The sequence below is a fragment of the Salmonella sp. SAL4457 genome (assembly GCF_046548235.1).
GTDB classification, from domain to species: domain Bacteria; phylum Pseudomonadota; class Gammaproteobacteria; order Enterobacterales; family Enterobacteriaceae; genus Salmonella; species Salmonella enterica.
Map to the genome: position 1 here is coordinate 1 of NZ_JBGDZO010000006.1, position 25,315 is coordinate 25,315.

The window sequence follows — 25,315 nt, forward strand, 5'->3', positions numbered from 1 at the left end:
TTGCCAAAGCAGAACATCCCCAGCAGCGGCGCGGCGTCCGGCAGCAGCAGCGCCACCAGTAGTAACAGCACCACCGGGAAGAGGATTTTTTCCCGCTTACTCACCGTGCGCAGCTGCACCATGCGGATTTTGCGCTCTTTCTCGCTGGTCAGCGCGCGCATAATCGGTGGCTGGATTAACGGCACCAGCGCCATATACGAGTACGCCGCCACCGCGATGGCCCCCAGCAGCTCCGGGGCCAGCTTGCCCGACAGATAAATCGCCGTCGGGCCGTCCGCGCCGCCGATAATGCCGATGGCCGCCGCCTGCGGCAGGGTGAAGGAAATCAGGCCGAAGTAGTTCAGCGTCAGCGCCCCCAGCACGGTGGCGAAGATGCCGAACTGCGCCGCCGCGCCGAGCAGCAGGGTGCGCGGGTTGGCCAGCAGCGGGCCGAAGTCGGTCATCGCGCCCACGCCCATAAAGATGACCAGCGGCGCGACGCCGGAGCCAATCGCCACTTTATAGAACAGCGCCAGCACCCCCGGCGTGTAGCCCATGTCCACCGCCAGGTTCTCCATCTGTCCCTGCACCGACGGCAGCGCCAGCGCTAATGCCTCTTTAATGGCGTGGACGTCCGGCGCGCAGTTCAGCTTCGCGGCAATCACCGCCAGCTGCCCGGCGTCGTGATGCGCCAGCAGGCTTTCCAGCGCGGTCAGCGCCATGCCCGCTTCCGGGATGTTGGAGAGCAGCCCGCCGAAGCCAATTGGCAGCAGCAGTAACGGCTCGAACTTCTTCGCAATCGCCAGCCACAGCAGCAGCAGGCTGACCAGCAGCATGATGGCCTGGCCTGCGCCAAGGTGCATCAGCCCCATGCCCTGAAGCAGGGCGTTCAGACTTTCCATTTCAGTTCTCCGTTACGCCAGCGTCATCAGGGTGTCGCCGACGGAAACCGCGTCCCCGGACTTCACCGCGATACCGCGTACCGTCCCGGCCTGCGCGGCGCGGATTTCGGTTTCCATCTTCATGGCTTCCAGAATCAGCAGCACGTCGCCTTCGGCCACCGTCTGGCCCTCGGTGGCAATCACCTTCCAGATATTCCCCGCCAGCGGCGCGGTGACCGGGGTGCCGGCGCCTGCCGGGGCGGTGGCAGGAGCAGAAGAGGCAGCAGGTGCAGCCGCAGTGAGCTGGCTGATATCGCCGCCGTCGCTGACTTTCACCACAAAGGCTTTGCCTTCCACTTCCACGGTGTAGATACCGGAAGCTGCGGCTTTTGCCGGGGCAGCGGCAGGCTGCGCGGCTTCCGCCTGCGGCAGTGGCTCAAACGCCGCCGGATTATGGCGGTTCTCAAGGAATTTGAGGCCGATTTGCGGGAACAGCGCCACGGTGAGCACGTCGTCGATGGCGTTTCCCGCCAGAGTGATGCCCTTCTCCTGCGCCTGGCGCCTGACGTCCGCTTCCAGTTCAGCCAGTTCCGGCTTCAGCAGGTCCGCCGGGCGGCAGGTCACCGGAGCGCCCCCTTCCAGCACGCGGGCCTGTAACGCGGCGTTCACCGGCACCGGGGTGTGGCCGTATTCGCCTTTCAGAATGCCCGCCGTTTCTTTGGCAATGGTTTTGTAGCGCTCGCCGGTCAGCACGTTGAGCACCGCCTGGGTGCCGACAATCTGCGAGGTGGGGGTCACCAGCGGGATAAAGCCGAGGTCCTCGCGCACGCGGGGGATTTCCGCCAGCACCTGGTCGAGTTTGTCCGCCGCGTTCTGCTGCTTCAGCTGGCTTTCCAGGTTGGTGAGCATTCCGCCCGGTACCTGGGCCACCAGAATACGGCTGTCGTAGCCCTTCAGCTGGCCTTCAAAGGCGTGATACTTTTTGCGCACCTCGCGGAAGTACGCGGCGATATTTTCCAGCTTCAGGATATCCAGCCCGGTGTCGTGTTCCGTGCCGGCAAGCGTTGCCACCAGCGCTTCGGTGGCCGGGTGGCCGTAGGTGGAGCTCATGGAGGAAATCGCCGTGTCCACGCCGTCAACACCCGCCTCGATAGCCTTCAGCAGGGTCATCTCCGCCATCCCGGTGGTGGCATGGCAGTGCAGGTGCAGGCGCACGTCATAGCGTTTTTTGATTTCGCTGACCAGCTCATACGCCGCCATCGGCGTGAGAATGCCGGACATATCCTTGATGGCAATCGAGTCAACGCCGGTTTCCAGCAGTTGCTCCGTTAAATCCAGCCAGGTCTGCAACGTGTGCGCCGGACTGGTGGTATAGCTCAGCGTACCCTGGGCGTGCGCGCCGTGGCTGCGTACCGCCTGCAGGGCGGCCTTCATATTGCGCGGGTCGTTCATGGCATCGAAGACGCGGAAGACGTCCATGCCGTTTTTCACTGCCCGCTCAACGAAGCGTTCCACCACGTCATCGGCGTAATGGCGGTAGCCGAGCAGGTTCTGGCCGCGCAGCAGCATCTGCAGGGGGGTTTTGGGCATGGCTTTTTTGAGCTCGCGCAGGCGGACCCACGGGTCTTCGCCGAGGAAGCGGATACAGGCGTCAAAGGTGGCGCCGCCCCAGCACTCCAGCGACCCGTAGCCCACATCATCGAGCTGAGCGGCAATCGGCAGCATATCATCAAGGCGCAGGCGGGTGGCGAACAGGGACTGGTGGGCGTCACGCAGGACGACGTCGGTAATGGCAATAGTCATGGATCCCTCCGGGAATTAAGCGTTAAGGCGGTGATGGTGAATGGCGGCGGCAATCACCGGCTTTAAGCGGGTGAAGTCGTCCACGGCGGGAACGGCGCGCGGTGCGGGCGCGGCGACGGGTTCCGGGAAGAAGCGAGTAATCACGGCAGACATGCCGCGAATGGCAAAGATCAGCAGGAACAGAAAGCTCAGTACGAACCCCATCCCTAAAAACATCAGGGTGAAACCTTCACCCAGTAATACAGCTTCATTCATGAATCATTTTCCATAATGAGAGGCACGACGGTGGCCTTGACGACAACCTTCCTGGTGAATCCGGCTAAGGAGTAGAGTGGATTTCCCTTGGCCACCTCTGGCTTTGGCCTCTACTTTTCTCCAGGTCGTTTGCTGCCAAGACACCGCCGTGCGTTTTTTTACACCATCATGCTGAACACGATGCTAGCGATAACCAGCACAATACCGCCGCCCAGACGAGAGGAAATTTGTGCATATGAAATGAGGTTCATACGGTTACAGGCGGAGAGCACTTCCAGATCGCCGGAGCCGCCGCGGTTGGCCATACAAAGACCCGCAGTAATGGATGATTCAATCGGGTAGAAGCCAATCAACCAGCCCCCGATAGCTGCGCCAACGACTGCGCCGACCACAATGATTGCGGCGATAACTACGTTCGCGAACGTCAGGGCATCGATGATCTCTTGTAGATCGGTGTAGCAAACACCCACACCTACCATCAGCACCCACAGTAGCTGTTTGGAGAAGAAGTCAGAAAGACGTTTCGCCCCGGCTTTAATCTCCGGTGAGCAAAGACCTGATGCGTTCAGCGCAGCAACAATCAGAACCATCCAGGCGAAGTAGTGAATAGAGACGCCGCCGATGCTTGGCAGAATTTTCTTGGCAACAACATAGGCCAGCAGGAAGCAGGTGGTGGATAACACCATGCCAACCGCCGTTTCACGATGGGTAATCTGACCGGCCTTTTCATCATCTTCGGTTTTGAAGGAAGCCTTACGAACCAACTCACCTTCACCGCTAAGCCAGGTGTATTTTTTGCCTATCATATCGAGGAGGGCGGCGAAAATAATGGCGAAGATATTCGCAATGGTCAGAATAGCAATAGCCGTTGAGTAATACTCTTCGCGAGAACGTCCGGTAACCGAGTGATAAATTTCAGACAGAGGCACGGCGCCCGCGCCGTTACCACCGCCCATAATCGGCAGAACGTACAGCATCATGATACGGTCGACCGGGATACCGAAGCACAGACCAATGACGATACCGAAAAGGGACGCGCCGACAATCCCGGCGAGGATGGTTGGGATATAGCCCAGCAGTGATTTTAATAGCAGCTTACGGTTTACCGACAGGATCGCGCCTGTGATCAACACTGCGATAAACAGGTTAAGGAAGTTGCTTTTATCCATTACGTTGCTGATCGCATCAATTTCTTTCTGCGTAAATATGCCAGCATAGACAAAATAAGCTGCAACCAGAAATATCATAACCGGTGCGCCGCCAATATATTTATTGAAGATCGGTAAACGTTTGCCGATTTCACCAAAAATGGCCCCCATCACAAACATAAGGGCAAAACCACCGACTAAGTCAGTCGGTATAGCATTATAAAAATGAGAAAGTAATAAAGTAATTAATGCAAAGGCATAAAGCGGTAGCGGCATACCAAAGATTTTGAATCTGAGTAAATCGCTAGCCCCCTTTTTCTCCGTCGCCGAAGCTTGGGTCATGTTGGTCATAAACATTTTCCTGTGTATTGATGGGTAACAAGACCCGCGCATACTAATAAATTCAATGAACCATGAGATGTGACTATCTTCACTGAATGGTTGTGTTTTTAATTAATTTAATTATTTTTATTAACTCTGGTTAATTAAGGAAATAAAAACCATAAAGCTTATAAAAGCAAGGGGGAAAGTGTGATGTCTATTCCAGACGAGTAATACAAACGCTGGCGAAATATGCGACGTTATTTGCTGACGGATGCAGAATAGAGTGAATCTAATATTTAAACGCATTTATTTGCAAAAGGATGTATTGCGTCGCGAGTCGGTCGCCATGTTTCTGGAGGGCGTGGGACTAGCCCTGGAAGACGATTGTGAAATCGCGGTATGCGCATATTGGCAGGGTGAGATAGTCGGGTGCGGTTCTCTGGCCGGGAACGTACTGAAATGCATCGCCGTTTCCCCGGTTTTACAAGGGGAAGGGCTCAGCCTCAAACTGCTGACCGAGCTGCTTACATTGGCCTACGAGTTAAACCGCAGCGAGCTTTTCCTGTTCACTAAGCCGCAAAATCGGTTGCTGTTTTCTGGCGCGGGGTTTTGGCCCATTGCGCAGGCAGGTGAGCTGGCGGTGTTAATGGAGAACAGCAGTGAACGGTTAGCGCGCTTTTGTCGCCAACTGGCGCTTTATCGTCAACCGGGAAAAACGTTCGGCGCCATCGTCATGAACGCCAATCCGTTTACATTGGGCCACCGTTATCTGGTGGAGCAAGCGGCTGCGGCCTGTGACTGGTTGCATCTGTTTGTAGTCAAAGAAGATGCTTCATTTTTTTCCTATACCGACCGTTGGGCGCTGATCGAACAAGGAATCGGGGGCATTGACAACGTCACGTTGCATTCCGGCTCCGCTTATATGATCTCGCGTGCGACGTTTCCCGGCTATTTCCTCAAAGAAAAAGGGGTTGTGGACGACTGCCATTGCCAGATCGATCTGCAACTCTTCCGTGAACATCTGGCTCCAGCGCTGGGGATTACCCATCGTTTTGTCGGCAGTGAACCGTTTTGTCCTCTGACCTGTGCCTATAACCAGCGAATGCACGACATTTTGCACGATCCGAAGCGTAGCGGCCCGGTTATTGAGGTCGTCGAGCTGGCGCGGGTGGAGAAAAACGGCGCGGCTATTTCCGCCTCTCGCGTCAGAAAACTGTATAGCGAACGTAATTGGTCGGCAATAAGCGCGCTGGTGCCTGCTGGCACCCTGGCATATCTGCATCGGCATGCCGCCAGACACACTGAAACCATATGACGTAACACCGTTAACAAGGAACATAACTAATGAAAATCATTAAAGATGCCCTGGCAGGCACGCTGGAATCCAGCGATGTGATGATCAGGATTGGTCCATCCAGCGAGCCAGGAATTCGGCTGGAGCTAGAGAGTCTGGTGAAGCAGCAGTTTGGCGCGGCGATTGAGCAGGTGGTTCGGGAAACGCTGGCGAAGCTGGGCGTTGAACGCGCGCTGGTTAGCGTCGATGACAAAGGCGCGCTGGAGTGTATTTTACGCGCCCGAGTGCAGGCGGCGGCGTTACGCGCTGCAGAACAAACGGAAATTCAATGGAGTGCGTTATGAGACCACGTCGCAGTATGTTGTTTATCCCCGGCGCAAATGCGGCCATGTTGAGCACCTCGTTTGTCTACGGTGCGGACGCGGTGATGTTCGACTTAGAAGACGCCGTAGCGTTACGTGAGAAAGATACCGCCCGTCTTTTAGTCCATCACGCGCTTCAACATCCGTTCTATCAGGATGTTGAAAAAGTGGTGCGCATTAATCCACTGAACACGCCGTTTGGTCTGGCCGATCTTGAGGCCGTCGTGCGTGGTGGCGCGGATATCGTGCGTCTGCCGAAAACCGACAGCAAAAACGATGTGCTGGAGCTGGAAGCGCAGGTTGAACGGATCGAACGTGAATGTGGACGTGAAGTCGGCAGTACCAGGCTGATGGCGGCGATCGAATCAGCGAAAGGCGTGGTCAATGCCGTCGACATCGCCACCTCCAGCCCGCGCATGGTGGCAATTGCGCTGGCGGCATTTGATTACGTGATGGATATGGGCACCAGCCGGGGCGATGGCACCGAGCTGTTCTACGCCCGCTGCGCAGTGCTGCATGCGGCGCGCGTTGCGGGTATTGCCGCCTATGATGTCGTTTGGTCGGATATCAATAATGAAGAAGGCTTCCTGAAGGAAGTGCAGTTGGCGAAAGGGCTTGGTTTTAACGGTAAGTCCTTAGTGAACCCACGTCAGATTGAGCTGTTACATCAGGCTTATTCTCCGACACGTAAAGAAGTTGAGCATGCGTATGAGGTGATTGCCGCCGCTGAAGAGGCTGAGTCTCGCGGTCTGGGCGTCGTTTCACTCAACGGCAAAATGATTGACGGCCCGATTATCGACCACGCGCGTAAAGTGGTGGCGCTGTCGGCTTCCGGTATTCGTGATTAAGGAAGGAACCATGAAAGAGACTGTAACCATGCTCAACCAGCAATATGTCGTACCGGAAGGATTACAGCCCTACCAGGGGGTAACAGCGAACAGCCCGTGGCTTGCCAGTGAAACGGAAAAGCGTCGGCGTAAAATTTGTGACTCGCTTGAAGAGGCTATCCGTCGTTCCGGGCTTAAAAATGGCATGACGATATCCTTCCACCATGCGTTTCGTGGTGGCGACAAAGTTGTCAATATGGTGATGGCGAAGCTGGCGGAAATGGGATTCCGCGATCTGACGCTTGCCTCCAGCTCATTAATTGATGCCCACTGGCCGCTTATCGAACACATTAAAAATGGCGTGGTGCGGCAGATCTACACCTCCGGGCTGCGCGGCAAGTTAGGGGAAGAGATCTCCGCTGGCCTGATGGAAAACCCGGTACAGATCCACTCTCACGGCGGCCGCGTAAAGCTGATTCAGAGCGGTGAGCTGAATATTGATGTCGCTTTCCTCGGCGTGCCGTGCTGCGATGAATTTGGTAATGCTAACGGCTTTAGCGGCAAGTCACGCTGCGGCTCTTTGGGATATGCGCAGGTTGATGCGCAGTATGCTAAATGTGTGGTGCTCCTGACTGAAGAGTGGGTCGAATTTCCCAATTATCCGGCCAGTATCGCGCAGGATCAGGTTGATTTGATCGTACAGGTGGACGAAGTAGGGGATCCGGAAAAGATCACCGCGGGCGCGATTCGTCTGTCCAGCAACCCGCGTGAACTGTTGATCGCCCGGCAGGCGGCTAATGTGATCGAACACTCAGGTTATTTTTGTGACGGTTTCTCGCTGCAAACCGGCACCGGTGGCGCATCTCTGGCGGTCACCCGTTTCCTGGAAGACAAAATGCGTCGCCACAACATTACGGCGAGTTTTGGCCTGGGCGGGATCACCGGCACCATGGTGGATCTGCATGAGAAAGGGTTGATCAAAGCGCTGCTGGATACGCAATCATTCGATGGCGATGCAGCCCGTTCGCTGGCGCAGAATCCACATCATATTGAAATCTCAACCAATCAATACGCGAACCCCGCCTCTAAAGGCGCGGCATGCGAACGCCTGAACGTGGTGATGCTGAGCGCGCTGGAAATTGACGTGAATTTTAACGTTAACGTGATGACCGGTTCAAACGGCGTACTGCGTGGCGCATCGGGCGGCCATAGCGATACGGCAGCAGGGGCCGATCTCACCATTATTACCGCACCGCTGGTCCGTGGCCGAATCCCATGCGTGGTGGAAAAAGTGCTGACTACCGTCACGCCTGGGGCAAGTGTTGATGTGCTGGTTACCGACCATGGTATTGCGGTGAACCCTGCGCGTCAGGATCTGCTTGATAACCTGCGTGCTGCAGGTGTGGCGCTGATGACCATCGAACAACTGCAACAGCGCGCTGAGCAACTGACCGGTAAACCGCAGCCGATTGAGTTTACCGATCGGGTGGTGGCTGTGGTGCGTTATCGCGACGGTTCAGTGATTGACGTGATTCGCCAGGTTAAAGGCTGATGAAGGGCACAGACCTGCTGTACCAGGGCCAGGCAGTTACGCTGGAGGAGATGCTACAAGCGCGCGATAAACGTGCCGCCAGGCAGCGTCAGGCGTTGAACTGCTATCGGCTACCGTTGATTTCCCTCACGCTGGTTGCACCGGGCGCCGTTAAAAACTCAGCGGTCTGGCGGCGTGTCGCCGATTACGCAATTGCCGAAATACTGGCGCTTTGCGAACAGAAGGAGTGGGTCAACGTCTGGGAAATGCAGGTAAATGAACGCAGCGGCCCGGAATGGATGGCAGCGGTCTGTGCGCCGGCAATGGCGTTGAAACAGCACATGTCGACACTAGAGATGAGCCATCCGTTAGGGCGGCTTTGGGACATCGACATTATTGATAGCGACGGTAAGTCGCTATCACGCCGTGAACTCGGGTATCCTGCCCGGCCATGTTTGATATGCCAGCAGGATGCTCATCCCTGTGCCCGGGGCAAGCATCACACCCTTGACCTTTTGTTGGATGAAATTGCACGAAGGATCGAATGCTATGAACGTGAGCGTTGTGACTGAACGGCGTACGCCAGCGTACTCATCGCTGGCGGCTGGCGAACTTAATGGGTTGGTTGCAAGAGCGCTGCTGACGGAAGCCAGGCTGACACCAAAACCCGGTCTGGTCGATATTCGTAATTCGGGAGCGCATAGGGATATGGATCTGGCGGCATTTGAACGTAGTACTACCGCCATTGCTCCGTGGATGGAAAAGTTTTTTATCATGGGCAACAACACGGCGGCGCTGGCGGCAGAAAATGTCCTGGTGATGCTGCGTCCGCTGGGGATGGCCTGTGAGAACGATATGCTACAGGCGACCAATGGTGTGAATACCCATCGCGGGGCGATTTTCGCTTTTGGCCTGCTGAGCGCAGCGATTGGCCGACTTCTCGCGCGGGGAGAACCGTTGGAGCAAAATCGTATCTGCGACCAGGTTGCCCGCCTGAGTCGGAATATTGTTGCCCACGAGCTCTCAGCAAAAAAAGCGGGAAAACTGACAAAGAGTGAAACCCATTTCCAGTGTTATGGCCTGTCGGGCGCGCGGGGAGAAGCGGAAAGCGGTTTTCGAACCGTCAGAACGCAGGCTTTGCCGGTGTTTAACCGGGTCGTGCAGGAGCATGACGATACCCATCTTGCCCTACTGCAAACATTGTTGCATCTGATGGCGTGGAATGATGATACCAATCTGGTGTCACGGGGAGGCCTGGAAGGGCTTTACTACGTGCAGCAGCAGGCACAAAAATTGTTGTGGCAAGGGGGCGTATTGGTTGAGGGGGGCATTGAAGCGATGCAGTCCCTCGATGATGAACTCATCCTGCGTAACTTAAGCCCTGGCGGTAGCGCGGATTTACTGGCAGTGACCTGGTTTTTAAGTCATTTTCCTGCCGGTTCCCTCTATCCTGAGTAAGTTTCTCTTCTTTCATTCTCTCCAGCAATGATTCATCCTGCGGGATGAATCATGTCTTTTACTGATATCGCTCCCTGTTTATCATTAATTTCTAATTATCGGCGATTTTAGATGGCGGCCTCCGGGCGCGCTGGTTACTCTGAAAACGGTTTACGCAATTTTTACAAAAGAGAATAGCTATGCATGAAGCACAAATCCGCGTCGCCATTGCCGGCGCCGGTGGCCGCATGGGACGGCAGTTAATCCAGGCCGCCATGGCGATGGAAGGTGTTCAGCTGGGTGCCGCGCTGGAGCGCGAAGGCTCTTCCTTGCTGGGCAGCGATGCTGGCGAACTGGCAGGGGCGGGAAAGTCCGGCGTGATCGTTCAAAGCAGCCTTGAGGCGGTAAAAGATGATTTTGACGTTTTCATCGATTTTACCCGTCCGGAAGGCACGTTGACGCATCTGGCGTTTTGCCGCCAGCATGGTAAAGGGATGGTGATTGGTACTACCGGCTTTGACGACGCCGGTAAACAAGCCATTCGCGAGGCGTCACAAGAGATTGCGATCGTTTTCGCCGCAAACTTTAGCGTCGGCGTTAACGTCATGCTCAAGCTGCTGGAGAAAGCCGCGAAGGTAATGGGCGACTATAGCGATATTGAAATTATTGAAGCGCACCACCGCCATAAAGTGGATGCACCGTCGGGTACGGCGCTGGCAATGGGCGAGGCAATCGCCGGGGCGCTGGATAAAAATCTGAAGGACTGCGCGGTCTACTCGCGTGAAGGTTATACCGGCGAGCGCGTACCGGGCACGATTGGCTTTGCAACCGTTCGGGCGGGCGACATCGTCGGCGAACATACCGCGATGTTTGCCGATATTGGCGAGCGCGTAGAGATTACGCATAAAGCTTCCAGCCGCATGACGTTTGCAAATGGCGCGTTGCGATCGGCGTTATGGCTAAAAACGAAGAAAAATGGGCTATTTGACATGCGGGATGTGCTGGGGCTGGATGTATTATAGCGACTAAATACCTTCGTGATGTGGTTGTGGTAATCAAGATTAATTGATTACAAAGGGCAATATATTATTGCCCTTTTGTTTTTGCCCCCCGGTTATTCGGTCAGATAAATAACGCCTTTCACCATTCATGTTTCGACAGTTTCTTCTCCCACGACATGTTCTGCCGCAGTGGCTTACCGTATGCAAAAGGCACCTCGACCAGACTGATAAGACTGATATCCATTGGGGGGTTAGTGCTGTTCCACGGGATCGTTTTATCTATTTTGCTTCAATAAGTTAGCTTTTTTATGCTGTAGTGAGGCTGTTTGTGGTCCAATCGTATGCGCCTGTCTTAAAGAAAAAGAAGTTAGATATTAATATCTAAATTTGAGTTGTCATTATATTGTCTTAACTTGCTGTTTTTTGTGATTTTATGATGCGTTTGATTTGATTTTTTCTTTTTATAACAAGTTAATTTTTAAGTTATTTTTGTTGTTAATTTGCTTAATTTTGAATTTTTATTAATTTAATAACATTAATGGCTATTAAATGAATTTTTATCGTTGTTTTTTGTTGTTTTAATGTGAAATTTGACCATTTGGTCCACTTTTTATCATGCCAGCCAGTTTTTTTCGAACTCAAGGAAGCGCAAGCGTTTTCTATCGTCACTTAGTTGATCTTTTTGCCTATTAAACAGAATAACTTCCTTATAATGTGCAAAATAACATAAAAAATACCCTCTTTAAGTTGACTTTTATCCGGCTTAACTTCAGAATGCCGCCGTTTGCCAGAAATCCACGGGTAAGCAAATTTGCATTGCTTCATACTGACTGAATGAATTAATATGCAAATAAAGTGAGTGAATATTCTCTGGAGGGTGTTTTGATTAAGTCAGCGCTATTGGTTCTGGAAGACGGAACCCAGTTTCACGGTCGGGCCATTGGGGCAACGGGTTCGGCGGTTGGGGAAGTCGTTTTCAATACTTCAATGACCGGTTATCAAGAAATCCTCACTGATCCTTCCTATTCCCGCCAAATCGTCACTCTTACTTATCCCCATATTGGTAATGTCGGCACCAATGAAGCCGATGAAGAATCTTCTCAGGTTCATGCGCAAGGTTTAGTGATTCGCGATCTGCCGTTGATTGCCAGCAACTTCCGTAACACCGAAGACCTCTCTTCTTACCTGAAACGCCATAACATCGTGGCGATTGCTGATATCGATACCCGTAAGCTGACCCGACTGCTGCGTGAGAAAGGCGCACAGAACGGCTGCATCATTGCAGGCGATAGCCCGGATGCGAAGCTGGCGCTGGAAAAAGCGAAAGCATTTCCTGGACTTAACGGTATGGATCTGGCGAAAGAAGTGACCACGACGGAAACTTACCGCTGGACGCAGGGTAGCTGGACGCTGAAAGACGGTTTACCGGAAGCGAAATCTGAGGATGACCTGCCGTTCCATGTGGTGGCCTATGATTTCGGCGCCAAACGCAACATCCTGCGCATGCTGGTGGATCGCGGCTGCCGCCTGACGGTGGTGCCAGCGCAAACCTCTGCTGAAGAGGTGCTGAAAATGAATCCGGACGGCATCTTCCTGTCGAACGGCCCTGGCGACCCGGCCCCGTGCGACTACGCCATCGAGGCGATTAAGAAATTCCTCCAGACCGACATTCCTGTGTTCGGCATCTGCCTCGGCCATCAGCTGCTGGCGCTGGCGAGCGGTGCGAAGACCGTTAAGATGAAGTTCGGCCATCACGGCGGCAACCATCCGGTAAAAGATATGGACCGAAACGTGGTGATGATCACCGCGCAGAACCACGGCTTTGCGGTGGATGAAGACTCGCTGCCCGCCAACCTGCGCGTGACCCACAAGTCGCTGTTCGACGGCACCCTGCAAGGGATTCACCGTACCGATAAACCGGCGTTCAGCTTCCAGGGTCACCCGGAGGCGAGCCCAGGCCCGCACGATGCGGCGCCGCTGTTCGACCACTTTATCGAGCTTATTGAGCAATACCGTCAGTCCGCGAAATAATCAGGAGTAATAAGAGCCATGCCAAAACGTACAGATATAAAAAGCATCCTGATTCTGGGCGCGGGCCCGATTGTTATCGGTCAGGCGTGTGAGTTTGACTACTCCGGCGCTCAGGCGTGTAAAGCGCTGCGCGAAGAGGGTTACCGCGTTATTCTGGTGAACTCCAACCCGGCCACCATCATGACCGACCCGGAAATGGCCGATGCCACCTACATCGAGCCGATTCACTGGGAAGTGGTGCGCAAAATCATCGAAAAAGAGCGTCCGGATGCGGTGCTGCCGACCATGGGCGGCCAGACCGCGCTGAACTGTGCGCTGGAGCTGGAGCGTCAGGGCGTGCTCGAAGAGTTCGGTGTGACCATGATTGGCGCCACCGCCGACGCCATTGATAAAGCCGAAGACCGTCGTCGCTTCGATATCGCGATGAAGAAAATTGGTCTCGACACCGCGCGTTCCGGTATCGCGCACACTATGGAAGAAGCGCTGGCGGTTGCCGCTGACGTGGGCTTCCCGTGCATCATCCGTCCGTCCTTTACCATGGGCGGCACCGGCGGCGGTATCGCTTACAACCGTGAAGAGTTCGAAGAAATCTGCGAACGCGGTCTGGACCTCTCGCCAACCAACGAGCTGCTGATTGATGAATCGCTGATCGGCTGGAAAGAGTACGAGATGGAAGTGGTGCGTGATAAAAACGACAACTGCATCATCGTCTGCTCTATCGAAAACTTCGATGCGATGGGTATCCACACCGGTGACTCCATCACCGTGGCCCCGGCACAGACGCTGACCGACAAAGAATACCAAATCATGCGTAACGCCTCGATGGCGGTACTGCGTGAAATCGGCGTCGAAACCGGCGGTTCTAACGTCCAGTTCGCAGTGAACCCGAAAAACGGTCGTCTGATCGTTATCGAAATGAACCCGCGCGTCTCCCGCTCCTCGGCGCTGGCGTCGAAAGCCACCGGCTTCCCGATTGCCAAAGTAGCCGCCAAACTGGCGGTGGGTTACACCCTCGACGAACTGATGAACGACATCACCGGTGGCCGTACGCCGGCGTCGTTTGAGCCGTCTATTGACTATGTTGTCACCAAAATTCCGCGCTTTAACTTCGAGAAATTCGCCGGTGCCAATGACCGTCTGACCACTCAGATGAAATCGGTCGGGGAAGTGATGGCGATTGGTCGCACGCAGCAGGAATCCCTGCAGAAAGCGCTGCGCGGCCTGGAAGTGGGCGCCACCGGTTTCGACCCGAAAGTGAGCCTCGACGACCCGGAAGCTCTGACCAAAATCCGCCGCGAGCTGAAAGATGCGGGCGCTGATCGTATCTGGTATATCGCCGATGCCTTCCGTGCGGGCTTGTCTGTGGATGGCGTCTTTAACCTGACCAACATCGACCGCTGGTTCCTGGTGCAGATTGAAGAGCTGGTGCGTCTGGAAGAGAAAGTGGCTGAAGTCGGGATTACTGGCCTCAACGCCGACTTCCTGCGTCAGCTCAAGCGCAAAGGGTTTGCCGATGCGCGTCTGGCGAAACTGGCGGGCGTACGCGAAGCGGAAATCCGCAAACTGCGTGACCAGTATGACCTGCATCCGGTCTACAAGCGTGTGGATACCTGCGCGGCGGAATTCGCCACCGATACCGCCTACATGTACTCCACTTATGAAGATGAGTGCGAAGCGAACCCGTCCATTGACCGCGATAAAATCATGGTCCTCGGCGGCGGCCCGAACCGTATCGGCCAGGGCATTGAGTTTGACTACTGCTGCGTACACGCCTCGCTGGCGCTGCGCGAAGACGGTTACGAGACCATCATGGTCAACTGTAACCCGGAAACCGTCTCCACCGACTACGACACTTCCGACCGTCTGTACTTCGAGCCGGTGACGCTGGAAGACGTGCTGGAAATCGTGCGCATCGAGAAGCCGAAAGGCGTTATCGTGCAGTACGGCGGCCAGACCCCGCTGAAGCTGGCGCGCGCGCTGGAAGCGGCAGGCGTGCCGGTTATCGGCACCAGCCCGGACGCCATCGACCGCGCGGAAGACCGTGAACGCTTCCAGCATGCGGTTGACCGTCTGAAGCTGAAGCAACCGGCCAACGCCACCGTCACCGCCATTGAACAGGCTGTCGAAAAAGCGAAAGAGATCGGCTACCCGCTGGTGGTACGTCCTTCTTACGTGCTGGGCGGTCGGGCGATGGAAATTGTCTATGACGAAGCCGACCTGCGTCGCTACTTCCAGACGGCGGTCAGCGTCTCTAACGATGCGCCGGTGCTGCTGGACCGCTTCCTTGATGACGCGGTTGAAGTGGACGTGGACGCTATCTGCGACGGCGAAATGGTGCTGATTGGCGGCATTATGGAGCATATTGAGCAGGCGGGCGTACACTCCGGCGACTCCGCCTGTTCCCTGCCGGCCTACACGCTGAGCCAGGAAATTCAGGACGTGATGCGCCAGCAGGTGCAGAAGCTGGCCTTCGAGTTGCAGGTGCGCGGCCTGATGAACGTGCAGTTTGCGGTCAAGGACAACGAAGTCTACCTGATTGAAGTCAACCCGCGTGCGGCGCGTACCGTACCGTTCGTCTCCAAAGCCACCGGCGTTCCGCTGGCGAAAGTGGCGGCGCGCGTGATGGCCGGCAAATCGCTGACCGAGCAGGGCGTGACCCAAGAAATTATCCCGCCGTACTACTCGGTGAAAGAAGTGGTGCTGCCGTTCAACAAATTCCCCGGCGTTGACCCGCTGTTAGGGCCAGAAATGCGCTCCACCGGGGAAGTGATGGGCGTGGGCCGTACCTTCGCGGAAGCGTTCGCTAAGGCGCAGCTGGGCAGTAACTCCACCATGAAGAAACAGGGCCGTGCGCTGCTCTCCGTCCGCGAAGGCGACAAAGAGCGCGTGGTGGACCTGGCCGCTAAGCTGCTGAAACAGGGCTTTGAGCTGGATGCCACCCACGGTACGGCGATTGTGCTGGGCGAAGCCGGTATCAACCCGCGTCTGGTGAACAAGGTGCACGAAGGTCGTCCGCACATTCAGGACCGTATCAAGAATGGCGAATATACCTATATCATCAACACCACCGCAGGTCGCCGCGCGATTGAAGACTCCAGGGTGATTCGCCGCAGCGCGCTGCAGTATAAAGTGCATTATGACACCACGCTGAACGGCGGTTTTGCCACGACGATGGCGCTCAATGCCGATGCCACCGAGAAGGTAACCTCGGTGCAGGAAATGCACGCGCAGATCAAAAAGTCGTAAACAAAGGGTCCGGTGGATATTGCTCTAACCGGACCTGTAATACAATGTTGAAAGGGTTTCTGTAAAGAAACCCTTTTTTTATCTTGCGTAAGGTCATTCCTGGAGAAGTCCGTTTCCGTAACCACATTTTCAATGTAATAAGCACGATATTGCTCACACTAATCAATATTTAAGTCGCATACTATCTTGCATATCCACAATTTTAATATGGCTTAGTTTTTATTAGTTTGGACAGGCCGTAGCCAGATTTTTAATTTGTGAAATGGTGTGCTTATGTGTGAAAAATATGTTGAAAGACCGCTTTATTTGTTAATTGCTGACTGGATGATGGCAGAGAACCGATGGATCACTGCCAGGGAGATTTCCCGTCAATTTGATATTGAACATTGCAAAGCAATTAATACGCTCTCCTATATTCTGTCAGAAGTGGGGGAAATTGTTTGTGAAGTGAAGATGATCCCTAACCAAATTGCAGGACGAGGCTGCCAGTGCCAGCGTCTGGTGAAAGTCGTGAGTATCGACTCTCAACTCTATCGCCGATTGAATCATAATTTGCAGGAAAGAAAAGTGAGCGTGGCGAAAGCGCCGCGACTGTCTGCCGTTCCCCCCACAGAGCTAAACCGTGAGCAGAAATGGCAGATGATGCTGTCAAAAAGTATGCGTCGCTAATTGTCTGTTTAACCTGATGGCGGGGTAAACGGTAATTGACGCGTAGGCCGGATAAGCGTGAGCGCATCCGGCATCAATTACTGTGCTGATTTTGGCTTCACGTCCGTCGTGCCTTTCAGGCGCGGCCGGTTTTCTTCGACCTGCGTTAACGGCTTCGTTTCAGATAACCCCGTTCGACAGCGGACCGCAAGATCCTGATATTCTTTGGTGTTGAGGCGTTTCCAGTGCAGCTCCTGGTCCGTGACCTGGCGTAGTACGCGCGCAGGTGAACCCACCAGCAGTTGCCTTGCCTCACCCTGAAATCCGGCTTTGACAAAACTCATGGCGGCGACAATGCTCTCTTCGCCAATCACTGCGCCGTCCATAATGACGCTGTTCATGCCGACCAGGGCGTCCTGTCCCACCACGCAGCCATGTAGAATAGCGCCGTGGCCGATATGGCCGTTTTCATGCACGATGGTATCGGTATCGCAGTAGCCATGCATAATGCAGCCATCCTGCAGATTAGAGCCTGCCTCCAGGATCAGGCGACCATAATCCCCACGCAATGACGCGAGTGGGCCAATATAAACACCGGCGCCCACGATGACATCGCCAATCAGCACGGCGCTGGGATGGACAAACGCGTCCGGATGCACCACCGGGATCAGTCCTTCAAAGGCGTAATAGCTCATAGTTGTACCTCGGTTTTTTTGCCGGATGGCGGTGTAAACACCTTATCCGGCCTATGGTTGCGCATGTGCTGTAGGCCGGATAAGCGAAGCGCCATCCGGCATAGTCACATTAACGACCTTTCCACACCGGATCGCGTTTTTCGGCAAATGCCTGCGGTCCTTCGAGCGCATCTTCTGAATGCAGTACCGACGGATAATGCTTCAGCACGCCGCTGCGGATGTAGCGGTAGCCTTCTTCTACCGGCATTTCGCTGGTCGCGCGATAAATCTCTTTCAGCGCCGCGATAGCCAGCGGGGCGCTATTGACCAGTTGTTGCGCCAGTTCGCGCGCGCTCTCCATCAGTTCGCTCTGGCTGACAACGCGGTTCACGATCCCCCAACGCAGCGCTTCTTCGGCGCTCATTCGTCTGCCGGTCATTACCATTTCGTTGACGATAGCCGGTGGCAGCAGCTTAGGCAGACGCAATACGCCGCCGCTGTCAGGCACGATGCCGAGCTTTGCTTCCGGCAGCGCAAAACTGGCGTTTTCGGCGCAGACAATAAAGTCCGCCGCCAGCGCCAGCTCAAAACCGCCGCCAAACGCGTAGCCGTTCACCGCGGCGATAACCGGCTTATCGAGGTCAAATATTTCGGTTAAACCGGCAAAGCCGCCGGGACCAAAATCGGCATCCGGCGCTTCACCTTCCGCTGCCGCTTTTAAGTCCCAGCCAGCAGAAAAGAATTTCTCCCCGCCGCCGGTAATGATTGCTACGCGTAATTCCGGATCGTCACGGAAATTAAGAAAAGCTTCACCCATTGCAAAGCTGGTTTTGGCATCAATGGCATTCGCTTTAGGTCGGTCGAGGATAATTTCCAGGATCGGGCCGTTACGGGTCAGATGTAATGACTCACTCATAGTTCATCTCCAGATAAATAGTTTCCCGGCGGGAGGGATTCCTGCCGGAAGGTTTATTTCAGATTTTTTTTGATTATTTTTCCTGAACAGTTGCGCGGCAGGTCGGTTCTGATCTCCATAAAAGAGGGAACCTTGAATTTCGCCATATTGTTTTCGCAAAAGCTGAAAAACTCGGCTTCGCTTAATGTTTCACCTTCATTAAGGACGATAAACGCTTTAATGGCCTCATCACGGATCGCGTCTTTAATACCAACCACCACAATGTCCTGAATTTTCGGATGCGCAGAAATAATATTTTCCAGCTCGACGCAGGAGACATTTTCCCCGCCGCGTTTAATCATGTTGCAGCGTCTGTCGACAAAATAGAAATAGCCATCCTCATCCTGGTAACCCGAATCACCGGTATGTAACCAGCCCTCTGGTTCCAGCGCCCTGGCGGTTGCCTCCGGCTGCATGTAATACTCTTTGAAGATAGTCTTGCCGGGGATGCCTTTAATACAGATTTCGCCAATTTCTCCGGCGGGCAGCGGGCGATTTTGATCGTCGCGAATTTCAGCTTCATAGCTAAAACCCACGCGACCAATGGAAGGCCAGCGCCGTTTGTCTCCGGGACGGTCGCCAATAATTCCGACAATGGTTTCAGTCATACCATAAGAGGTCAGCAGCCTGACGCCAAAGCGTTCGGTAAAGGCGTCTTTTTCCTGCGCGGATAGATTGAGATAGAACATCACTTCGCGCAGATGATGCTGCCTGTCCGTTGGCGCGGCGGGCTGGACCATCAGCGTGCGGATCATCATCGGAATGCACTCGGTCACCGTCGCCTGATATTTACGTACCTGATCCCAGAAGGCCCTGGCGCTGTACTTCTCCAGGAGCACAAAGGTACTGCCGGCGGAAAAGGCTGGCATTGCGGCGGTACACTGGCAGTCGATATGAAAAGCGGGCATCACCGTCATGTACACGTCATCATCGCGCAGGGCGATTTGCCATGCAGAGTAATAGCCTGCAAAGCGCAGGTTATAGTGGGTAATCACCACCCCTTTTGGACGCGAGGTGGTACCGGAGGTAAACAGAATTTCCGCCGTATCGTCAGTGGATAACGCGGGCGTATAGCACAGCGTGGCCGATTGACGTGCTTGCAGTTGGGTAAAGTGGCTCACGCCGTCGTCAGCCGGAAGCTGCTCGCCAATCAGACAGATATGATTAAGCGGAGTGCTATTTTCCTGGCGTATTTCACGGTACATAGGATAAAACTGGGCGCTGGTAACCAGCAGACTCACCTGGCTGTTTTGCAGGATCCAGGCGCTTTCTTCGCCCAGTAAGCGGGCATTAATCGGCACCATAATGGCGCCGATTTTTGCCAGTCCAAACCAGCAAAAGATGAATTCCGGACAGTTATCCAGATGCAGCGCGACCCTATCACCCTTGCGGATCCCTAAGGAATAAAAAAGGTTCGCCGTGCGGTTAATCTCTTCATTGAGCGAAGCATAGCTAAACTGCCGAACGATTCCCTCACAGGATTCGAAAATTAACGCCGTTTTATCTCCGTACACCCCGGCCAGGTCGTCCCACATCTGACGTAAGTTTTGTCCGCCAACGATATCCATATTGCTTTATCCACTGAAATCAGGCGTGAGCGCTAACCGGAAAACCGATTAGCGCATCGCGTTTAATCCTCAACTTTGGCTAGGCCTTTGCCGACCAGTTCCTTAATATCTGCTTCGCTATAACCAATGTTTTTCAGAATGGCGGCGGTATCCATGCCGTGTGACGGCATGCCACGCCAGATTTTCCCCGGGTTGTTTTTAAATTTCGGCATGATGTTCGGCCCTTTACAGGTGCGGCCGTCCATTGTTTGCCACTGAGTAATGGATTCGCGGGCAACGTACTGCGGGTTACCTTCCAGTTCCGGAATGGTGAGCACCTTCGCACAGGCGATATTCAGCTCAGCAAAACGCGCCTGAACGTCGGCGATGGTGTGTGTTGCCAGCCAGGCGTCCAGTTTCTCTTCGACGAGCGGGCCGTAAGGGCATTCCACGCGATGGATGAGCTGCGTGCCTTCCGGAACTTCCGGCGTACCGAGAATATGGGCCAGACCAATATCTTTAAAACACTCGTTGATTTGCGTGATGCCGACCAACTCCATGACGATGTAGCCATCGGCGCATTTATACAGGCCGCAGCCGGCGTAGTAGGGGTCTTTCCCTTTCGTCATACGTGGACAGATTTCGCCGCCGTTGAAGTAATCCATCATGAAGTACTGACCCATGCGCAGCATCACTTCGTACATGGCGATATCGATGCTTTCACCTTTACCCGTTTCGCGTACTTTGTGCAGGGCTGCCAGCGCGGCTGTCGTCGCGGTCATCCCGGAGAAGTAATCGGCGGTATACGGGAAGGCTGGCATCGGTTGGTCAACGTCGCCGTTTTGGATCAGATAACCACTGAATGCCTGCGCGATGGTGTTATACGCCGGAAGATTGGTGTACTCCTCGGTACCATACTGGCCGAAGCCGGAAAGGTGGGCTATCACTAGTTTCGGGTTATGCTCCCACAGCACTTCATCAGTAATACCACGGCGGGCAAAGGCCGGGCCTTTACTGGCTTCAATGAAAATATCGGTGGTTTCCATCAGTTTCAGAAACGCTTCCCGACCTTCATCTTTGAAAATATTCAGCGACAGGGCGTGCAGGTTGCGGCGTGAGAGCTGCGGGTAGTTAGGCTGTACGCGGATGGTATCGGCCCATGCGACGTTTTCAATCCAGATAACCTCGGCGCCCCATTCGGCGAACATCTGTCCGGCGAATGGACCGGCGATTTCGATTCCTGAAAAAACAACGCGTACCCCAGCAAGCGGGCCAAAGGTTGGCATTGGTAAATGATTCATCATTTTTCTCCTGGCATTTTTTGCGGTATGTAGGCCGGATAAGCACAGCGCCATCCGGCATGATTGCCTGATGGCGACGCCCCGCGTCTTATCAGGCCTACAAGGGATCGATTAGCGGTATTGCTTGAGTACCGCACGACCCAACGTCAGGATCTGCATTTCGTCAGAACCACCAGAAACACGGTCAACGCGCAGGTCACGCCAGAAACGCGTGATGCGGTGGTTGCCCGCGATACCAACACCTCCCAGTACCTGCATGGCGGTGTCTACCACTTCAAACGCGGCGTTGGCGCAGAAGTATTTGCACATGGCCGCGTCGCCGGAGGTAATAGTGCCGTTATCTGCTTTCCACGCGGCTTCCAGCAGCATATTTTTCATGGAGTTCAGTTTGATCGCCATATGCGCAAACTTCTCCTGAATCAGCTGGAAACGGCCAATAGCTTCACCAAACTGCACGCGCTGATTAGCGTAACGCGCAGCGTCTTCAAAAGCGCACATTGCGGTACCGTAGTTGGTCAGCGCGACGAGGAAGCGCTCATGGTCAAACTCTTCTTTCACGCGGTTGAAGCCGTTACCTTCCCGACCGAACATGTCTTTTTCGTCCAGTTCAACGTCGTCAAAGGTGATTTCACAGCAGCTATCCATGCGCAGACCGAGTTTCTCCAGTTTGTTGACCTTGATACCTGCTTTGCTCATGTCCACAAACCACTCGGTGTAAACCGGTTTATCCGGCGATGCACCGTCTCTCGCCATGACCACGATGTACGGGGTATAGGCGCTACTGGTGATAAAGCACTTACTGCCATTAAGATAAACCTTACCATTTCTGCGTGTATAAGTGGTTTTCAGACTACCAACATCCGATCCCGCTCCCGGTTCGGTGATAGCAGAGTTCCACATCTGCTTACCGGTGCCCCGGAACGCCATGATTTTATCAATTTGCTCCTGAGTCCCTTCACGCAGGAAAGTGTTAAAACCTCCCGGCAATTGGTACAACACGTAAGTTGGCGCGCCAAGACGTCCCAGTTCCATCCAGACGGCGGCGACGGTAACAAAACCCGCTTCCAGACCGCCGTGTTCTTCCGGGATCAGCAGGCTATCAATACCCATATCCGCCAGCGCTTTTACAAAACGCTCAGGGTAGACGCTGTCACGATCGCACTCGGCAAAATAAGCTTCCCAGTTCTCACTGGCCATCAGTTCGCGAATACCGGCGACAAACAGCTCCTGTTCGTCATTTAAGTTGAAATCCATCTTTCAGCCTCTTGATCAATTGGGTTAATAAGAATTACTTGTCTTTCCAGTGCACTTTGGCGTCTTTAATAAAGGACAGCGTCACCATAATGTTGACGAAGAACAGCGGACATCCTCCGGCGATAATCGCGGTCTGAATCGGCTTCAACCCACCCAGCGCCAGCAGAACGATACCGATGATGCCGACCAGCACTGACCAGCCGATACGCACTAACAGAGGCGGCTCTTCACCATCGCGAACTTCGCGACAGGTCGACATCGCCAGGGTGTAAGAGCAGGCGTTAATCAGCGTGACGGTGGCAATAAAGCAGAGGATGAAGAAGCCCCACATGGTGGCGGTGCTGAGCGGCAAGGCGGCCCAGGTTTCGATAATGGCGCGCGCCACGCCGTGTTGCTCAATCAGTTGCGGAATGTTGAGGATGTTTTTATCCATCAGCAGCAGCGTGTTACTGCCAAGGACAGTCCACAGGATCCAGGTAGACGCGGTCAGACCCATCACCATCCCGAAGCACAGCTCACGTACGGTACGACCACGGGAAATACGGGCCAGGAAGATACTCATCTGGATGGCGTAAATAACCCACCACGCCCAGTAGAAAACGGTCCAGCCCTGCGGGAAGCCGCCTTTACCGATGGCGTCGGTATAGAACAGCATCCGTGGCAGGTGCATTAACAGCATCCCGACGGAGTCGGTGAAGTAGTTCATGATGAAGCTGGCGCCGCTGACGATAAACACCCAGCCGAGCATCAGGAAGCTCAGGTAACTACGCACATCGCTGGCGATTCTGACCCCTTTTTGCAGGCCGCAGGCCACGCAAATCGCGTTCAGAATGATCCAGCAGGTAATGATGATGGCATCCAATTGCAGCGTATGCGGAATACCGAACAGCCATTGCATACACTCGGTGACCAGCGGGGTAGCCAGACCGAGGCTGGTGCCCATCGCGAAGATCAGCGCCACCAGGTAGAAGTTATCGACGATGGTACCGAACAACCCTTTCGCATGCTTTTCACCGACGAGCGGTACCAGCGTGGAGCTGGGGCGGATGACGTCCATCTTGCGTACAAAGAAGAAGTAGGCGAAGGCCACGGAAAGGAAGCTATAGGTTGCCCACGGCAGCGGCCCCCAGTGGAACAGGCTGTACGCCAGGCCTATCTCTTTCGCGCCCGTGGAATTTGGTTCCAGGCCGAACGGCGGGGTGGAGATATAGTAGTAGATCTCAATAGAGCCCCAGAACAGAACCGCAGCGGATGTACAGGAGGCGAACATCATGAAAATCCAGCTGGCGGTGCTAAACTCCGGTTTTTCGTCACCTAATCTCTTTTTGGCATAGGGGCCAAAAACCAGCCAGAACCAGCCGAAGAGCATAACGACCATATACCATTCAAATGCCCAACCCCAGACGTTGGTGACATAACTGAATACCGCATTAATAACGACGTTAGCGGCATCAAGATCTCTGACTGTTAGCCAGCAAAGTATCCCGACAATTATTAATGGCGGAAAAAAAACCTTCGGTTCAATTCCCGATTTTTTCTTTTCATTTTTCATAAGTGAATTCCAGTGTGAAAACGAAATTTATTTAGCGTGCCAGTCCATGAACGTTTGTTTATTTATTATTAATGATTTGTTGATAAGTTTTTAACCTCTGGGACGCCTCAATGAGTAACTCATGATGGGTATTCACTTCGGGTGATTCTGTTATCTTTGTCACACTTTTTTGCGTTGATTATTTTGTGTCTAAATTTTGATTTTTGTTTTATTTATCAATTATTTGATTGTGATTTTTTAAGTTTTTTAAGTGTCTGACGTTCAATATTGTTGAGCCAGCAAACAATATTGAAAATTTTCATATTTGGCATATTTCTTTCAATATTGGTGAGGTGCGTAACACTATTGAAAGTTACGAATATCAATGTGTGACATTTTCAATATTGGTGATTAAGGTTTTATTTCCGAATTAAAGAGCGTGATATCTGTATTTAACACCGCCGATATAAATACGTTTCCTTCATGATTTCTGGAGATGCAATGAAGATAATTACTTGCTACAAATGCGTACCTGATGAGCAGGATATTGCGATTAATAATGCTGACGGAACACTCGATTTCAGCAAAGCGGATAGCAAAATCAGCCAATATGATCTGAATGCAATTGAAGCTGCTTGCCAGTTAAAACAGCAGTTGGGAGACGCTCAGGTTGTCGCCATGAGCGTTGGCGGCAAAGCGCTGACTAATGCAAAAGGGCGCAAAGATGTCCTCTCTCGTGGCCCTGATGAACTGATTGTGGTCATCGACGATCAATTTGAGCAGGCGCTGCCGCAACACACCGCTACCGCGCTGGCCGCTGCCGCGCAAAAATCAGGTTTCGATCTACTTATCTGCGGCGACGGTTCTTCCGATCTTTATGCTCAGCAGGTTGGTTTGCTGGTGGGCGAAGCGCTGAACATTCCGGCGATTAACGGCGTGAGTAAAATCCTCTCTCTTACCGACAGCACATTGACGGTAGAACGCGAACTGGAAGATGAAGTTGAAACGCTGAGCATCCCGCTCCCGGCGGTGATCGCGGTTTCCACCGACATTAACACCCCACAAATCCCTTCGATGAAAGCCATTCTTGGCGCGGCGAAAAAACCGGTTCAGGTCTGGTCGCCTGCGGATATCGGGCTGAACAGCGTCCCCACGTATTCCGCACAACAGGTTGCCGCACCGAAGCAGCGCGAGCGTCAGCGTGTGGTGATTGAAGGTGACGGTGAAGAACAAATCGCCGCGTTTGTCGAGAATCTGCGCAAAATCATTTAATTATCAGGGGATGT

21 protein-coding genes are annotated in these 25,315 nt (G+C 53.8%); 11 read left to right on the forward strand and 10 right to left on the reverse strand.

The genetic code is table 11. The features are described 5' to 3' along the window. The 4 genes from ACLJNW_RS18235 to citS form a co-directional block, all read right to left on the reverse strand. Nucleotides 1-881: sodium ion-translocating decarboxylase subunit beta (locus tag ACLJNW_RS18235; RefSeq protein ID WP_107326621.1), on the reverse strand; the 881-nt coding region annotated here is incomplete at its 3' end. Between the two features lie 12 nt (nucleotides 882-893). Further along, nucleotides 894-2,663, reverse strand: coding sequence for a sodium-extruding oxaloacetate decarboxylase subunit alpha (gene oadA, locus ACLJNW_RS18240; RefSeq protein ID WP_129950299.1), 1,770 nt, complete (start codon nucleotides 2,661-2,663; stop codon nucleotides 894-896). A 15-nt stretch (nucleotides 2,664-2,678) separates the two neighbouring features. Next, entirely contained in the window at nucleotides 2,679-2,918 is a 240-nt protein-coding gene (locus ACLJNW_RS18245; RefSeq protein ID WP_001001151.1) for an oxaloacetate decarboxylase subunit gamma, read from the reverse strand. A gap of 158 nt (nucleotides 2,919-3,076) precedes the next feature. Next, nucleotides 3,077-4,417, reverse strand: a complete 1,341-nt coding sequence (gene citS / locus ACLJNW_RS18250) for a citrate/sodium symporter CitS (protein ID WP_000183602.1) — start codon at nucleotides 4,415-4,417, stop codon at nucleotides 3,077-3,079. Nucleotides 4,418-4,661: 244 nt separating this feature from the next. Here citS and citC point away from each other — a divergent pair, with 244 nt between their 5' ends. From citC to caiF, 10 genes are all read left to right on the forward strand, one after another. Continuing rightward, the gene (citC, locus tag ACLJNW_RS18255) at nucleotides 4,662-5,705 is read left to right on the forward strand and encodes a [citrate (pro-3S)-lyase] ligase (protein ID WP_072209508.1); all 1,044 of its coding nucleotides are present in this window, start codon (nucleotides 4,662-4,664) and stop codon (nucleotides 5,703-5,705) included. A 29-nt stretch (nucleotides 5,706-5,734) separates the two neighbouring features. Next, nucleotides 5,735-6,028 carry a citrate lyase acyl carrier protein gene (citD, locus tag ACLJNW_RS18260; RefSeq protein ID WP_000691461.1) on the forward strand — a complete coding sequence of 98 codons (294 nt, stop codon included), beginning with the start codon at nucleotides 5,735-5,737 and terminating at the stop codon, nucleotides 6,026-6,028. Further along, nucleotides 6,025-6,894, forward strand: a complete 870-nt coding sequence (gene citE / locus ACLJNW_RS18265) for a citrate (pro-3S)-lyase subunit beta (protein ID WP_001247811.1) — start codon at nucleotides 6,025-6,027, stop codon at nucleotides 6,892-6,894. The genes citD and citE overlap by 4 nt, the downstream gene beginning before the upstream one ends. Before the next feature lie 10 nt (nucleotides 6,895-6,904). Beyond that, nucleotides 6,905-8,425, forward strand: coding sequence for a citrate lyase subunit alpha (citF, locus tag ACLJNW_RS18270; RefSeq protein ID WP_000665573.1), 1,521 nt, complete (start codon nucleotides 6,905-6,907; stop codon nucleotides 8,423-8,425). After that, on the forward strand, nucleotides 8,425-8,976 hold the full coding sequence (gene citX, locus ACLJNW_RS18275; RefSeq protein ID WP_024154859.1) for a citrate lyase holo-[acyl-carrier protein] synthase: 552 nt from the start codon (nucleotides 8,425-8,427) through the stop codon (nucleotides 8,974-8,976). The genes citF and citX overlap by 1 nt, the downstream gene beginning before the upstream one ends. Next, a complete protein-coding gene (gene citG, locus ACLJNW_RS18280) occupies nucleotides 8,954-9,862 on the forward strand; it encodes a triphosphoribosyl-dephospho-CoA synthase CitG (protein ID WP_001103238.1) in 909 nt (302 codons plus the stop codon). The genes citX and citG overlap by 23 nt, the downstream gene beginning before the upstream one ends. Nucleotides 9,863-10,041: 179 nt before the next feature. Further along, nucleotides 10,042-10,863, forward strand: a complete 822-nt coding sequence (gene dapB, locus ACLJNW_RS18285; protein ID WP_000544032.1) for a 4-hydroxy-tetrahydrodipicolinate reductase — start codon at nucleotides 10,042-10,044, stop codon at nucleotides 10,861-10,863. Nucleotides 10,864-11,724: 861 nt separating this feature from the next. Beyond that, the gene (gene carA, locus ACLJNW_RS18290) at nucleotides 11,725-12,873 is read left to right on the forward strand and encodes a glutamine-hydrolyzing carbamoyl-phosphate synthase small subunit (RefSeq protein ID WP_000597284.1); all 1,149 of its coding nucleotides are present in this window, start codon (nucleotides 11,725-11,727) and stop codon (nucleotides 12,871-12,873) included. An 18-nt stretch (nucleotides 12,874-12,891) separates the two neighbouring features. Continuing rightward, entirely contained in the window at nucleotides 12,892-16,119 is a 3,228-nt protein-coding gene (gene carB / locus ACLJNW_RS18295) for a carbamoyl-phosphate synthase large subunit (RefSeq protein WP_001126305.1), read from the forward strand. A 273-nt stretch (nucleotides 16,120-16,392) separates the two neighbouring features. Further along, complete coding sequence (caiF, locus tag ACLJNW_RS18300) at nucleotides 16,393-16,788, forward strand: carnitine metabolism transcriptional regulator CaiF (RefSeq protein WP_000333324.1); 396 nt, start codon at nucleotides 16,393-16,395, stop codon at nucleotides 16,786-16,788. Between the two features lie 77 nt (nucleotides 16,789-16,865). On the opposite strand, the gene caiE is transcribed toward caiF, so the two are convergent. The 6 genes from caiE to caiT all read right to left on the reverse strand — a co-directional run bounded on the left by caiE (nucleotide 16,866) and on the right by caiT (nucleotide 24,050). Continuing rightward, on the reverse strand, nucleotides 16,866-17,462 hold the full coding sequence (gene caiE / locus ACLJNW_RS18305) for a carnitine operon protein CaiE (protein ID WP_023204312.1): 597 nt from the start codon (nucleotides 17,460-17,462) through the stop codon (nucleotides 16,866-16,868). Nucleotides 17,463-17,571: 109 nt separating this feature from the next. Then, nucleotides 17,572-18,357: a crotonobetainyl-CoA hydratase gene (gene caiD, locus ACLJNW_RS18310; protein WP_023204311.1), complete on the reverse strand. Its 786-nt coding sequence runs from the start codon at nucleotides 18,355-18,357 to the stop codon at nucleotides 17,572-17,574. A 53-nt stretch (nucleotides 18,358-18,410) separates the two neighbouring features. Further along, nucleotides 18,411-19,964 (reverse strand): crotonobetaine/carnitine-CoA ligase, encoded by a 1,554-nt coding sequence (caiC, locus tag ACLJNW_RS18315; protein ID WP_024154860.1) that lies wholly within the window; start codon nucleotides 19,962-19,964, stop codon nucleotides 18,411-18,413. Nucleotides 19,965-20,026: 62 nt separating this feature from the next. Continuing rightward, a complete protein-coding gene (gene caiB / locus ACLJNW_RS18320) occupies nucleotides 20,027-21,244 on the reverse strand; it encodes an L-carnitine CoA-transferase (RefSeq protein ID WP_001016212.1) in 1,218 nt (405 codons plus the stop codon). Nucleotides 21,245-21,355: 111 nt separating this feature from the next. Further along, nucleotides 21,356-22,498, reverse strand: a complete 1,143-nt coding sequence (gene caiA, locus ACLJNW_RS18325; RefSeq protein ID WP_024154861.1) for a crotonobetainyl-CoA dehydrogenase — start codon at nucleotides 22,496-22,498, stop codon at nucleotides 21,356-21,358. A 34-nt stretch (nucleotides 22,499-22,532) separates the two neighbouring features. Then, nucleotides 22,533-24,050, reverse strand: coding sequence for an L-carnitine/gamma-butyrobetaine antiporter (caiT, locus tag ACLJNW_RS18330; protein WP_000787073.1), 1,518 nt, complete (start codon nucleotides 24,048-24,050; stop codon nucleotides 22,533-22,535). Between the two features lie 480 nt (nucleotides 24,051-24,530). Here caiT and ACLJNW_RS18335 point away from each other — a divergent pair, with 480 nt between their 5' ends. Continuing rightward, the gene (locus ACLJNW_RS18335) at nucleotides 24,531-25,301 is read left to right on the forward strand and encodes an electron transfer flavoprotein FixA (protein WP_000692190.1); all 771 of its coding nucleotides are present in this window, start codon (nucleotides 24,531-24,533) and stop codon (nucleotides 25,299-25,301) included. Nucleotides 25,302-25,315 lie beyond the last annotated feature (14 nt).

Excerpts from the sequence above, each read along its gene's own strand:
- oadA (WP_129950299.1), bottom strand. The coding sequence starts at position 2,663 with ATGACTATTGCCATTACCGACGTCGTCCTGCGTGACGCCCACCAGTCC.
- ACLJNW_RS18245 (WP_001001151.1), bottom strand. The coding sequence starts at position 2,918 with ATGAATGAAGCTGTATTACTGGGTGAAGGTTTCACCCTGATGTTTTTA.
- citS (WP_000183602.1), bottom strand. The coding sequence starts at position 4,417 with ATGACCAACATGACCCAAGCTTCGGCGACGGAGAAAAAGGGGGCTAGC.
- citC (WP_072209508.1), top strand. The coding sequence starts at position 4,662 with ATGCAGAATAGAGTGAATCTAATATTTAAACGCATTTATTTGCAAAAG.
- citD (WP_000691461.1), top strand. The coding sequence starts at position 5,735 with ATGAAAATCATTAAAGATGCCCTGGCAGGCACGCTGGAATCCAGCGAT.
- citE (WP_001247811.1), top strand. The coding sequence starts at position 6,025 with ATGAGACCACGTCGCAGTATGTTGTTTATCCCCGGCGCAAATGCGGCC.
- citF (WP_000665573.1), top strand. The coding sequence starts at position 6,905 with ATGAAAGAGACTGTAACCATGCTCAACCAGCAATATGTCGTACCGGAA.
- citX (WP_024154859.1), top strand. The coding sequence starts at position 8,425 with ATGAAGGGCACAGACCTGCTGTACCAGGGCCAGGCAGTTACGCTGGAG.
- citG (WP_001103238.1), top strand. The coding sequence starts at position 8,954 with ATGAACGTGAGCGTTGTGACTGAACGGCGTACGCCAGCGTACTCATCG.
- dapB (WP_000544032.1), top strand. The coding sequence starts at position 10,042 with ATGCATGAAGCACAAATCCGCGTCGCCATTGCCGGCGCCGGTGGCCGC.
- carB (WP_001126305.1), top strand. The coding sequence starts at position 12,892 with ATGCCAAAACGTACAGATATAAAAAGCATCCTGATTCTGGGCGCGGGC.
- caiF (WP_000333324.1), top strand. The coding sequence starts at position 16,393 with ATGTGTGAAAAATATGTTGAAAGACCGCTTTATTTGTTAATTGCTGAC.
- caiE (WP_023204312.1), bottom strand. The coding sequence starts at position 17,462 with ATGAGCTATTACGCCTTTGAAGGACTGATCCCGGTGGTGCATCCGGAC.
- caiD (WP_023204311.1), bottom strand. The coding sequence starts at position 18,357 with ATGAGTGAGTCATTACATCTGACCCGTAACGGCCCGATCCTGGAAATT.
- caiC (WP_024154860.1), bottom strand. The coding sequence starts at position 19,964 with ATGGATATCGTTGGCGGACAAAACTTACGTCAGATGTGGGACGACCTG.
- caiB (WP_001016212.1), bottom strand. The coding sequence starts at position 21,244 with ATGAATCATTTACCAATGCCAACCTTTGGCCCGCTTGCTGGGGTACGC.
- caiA (WP_024154861.1), bottom strand. The coding sequence starts at position 22,498 with ATGGATTTCAACTTAAATGACGAACAGGAGCTGTTTGTCGCCGGTATT.
- caiT (WP_000787073.1), bottom strand. The coding sequence starts at position 24,050 with ATGAAAAATGAAAAGAAAAAATCGGGAATTGAACCGAAGGTTTTTTTT.
- ACLJNW_RS18335 (WP_000692190.1), top strand. The coding sequence starts at position 24,531 with ATGAAGATAATTACTTGCTACAAATGCGTACCTGATGAGCAGGATATT.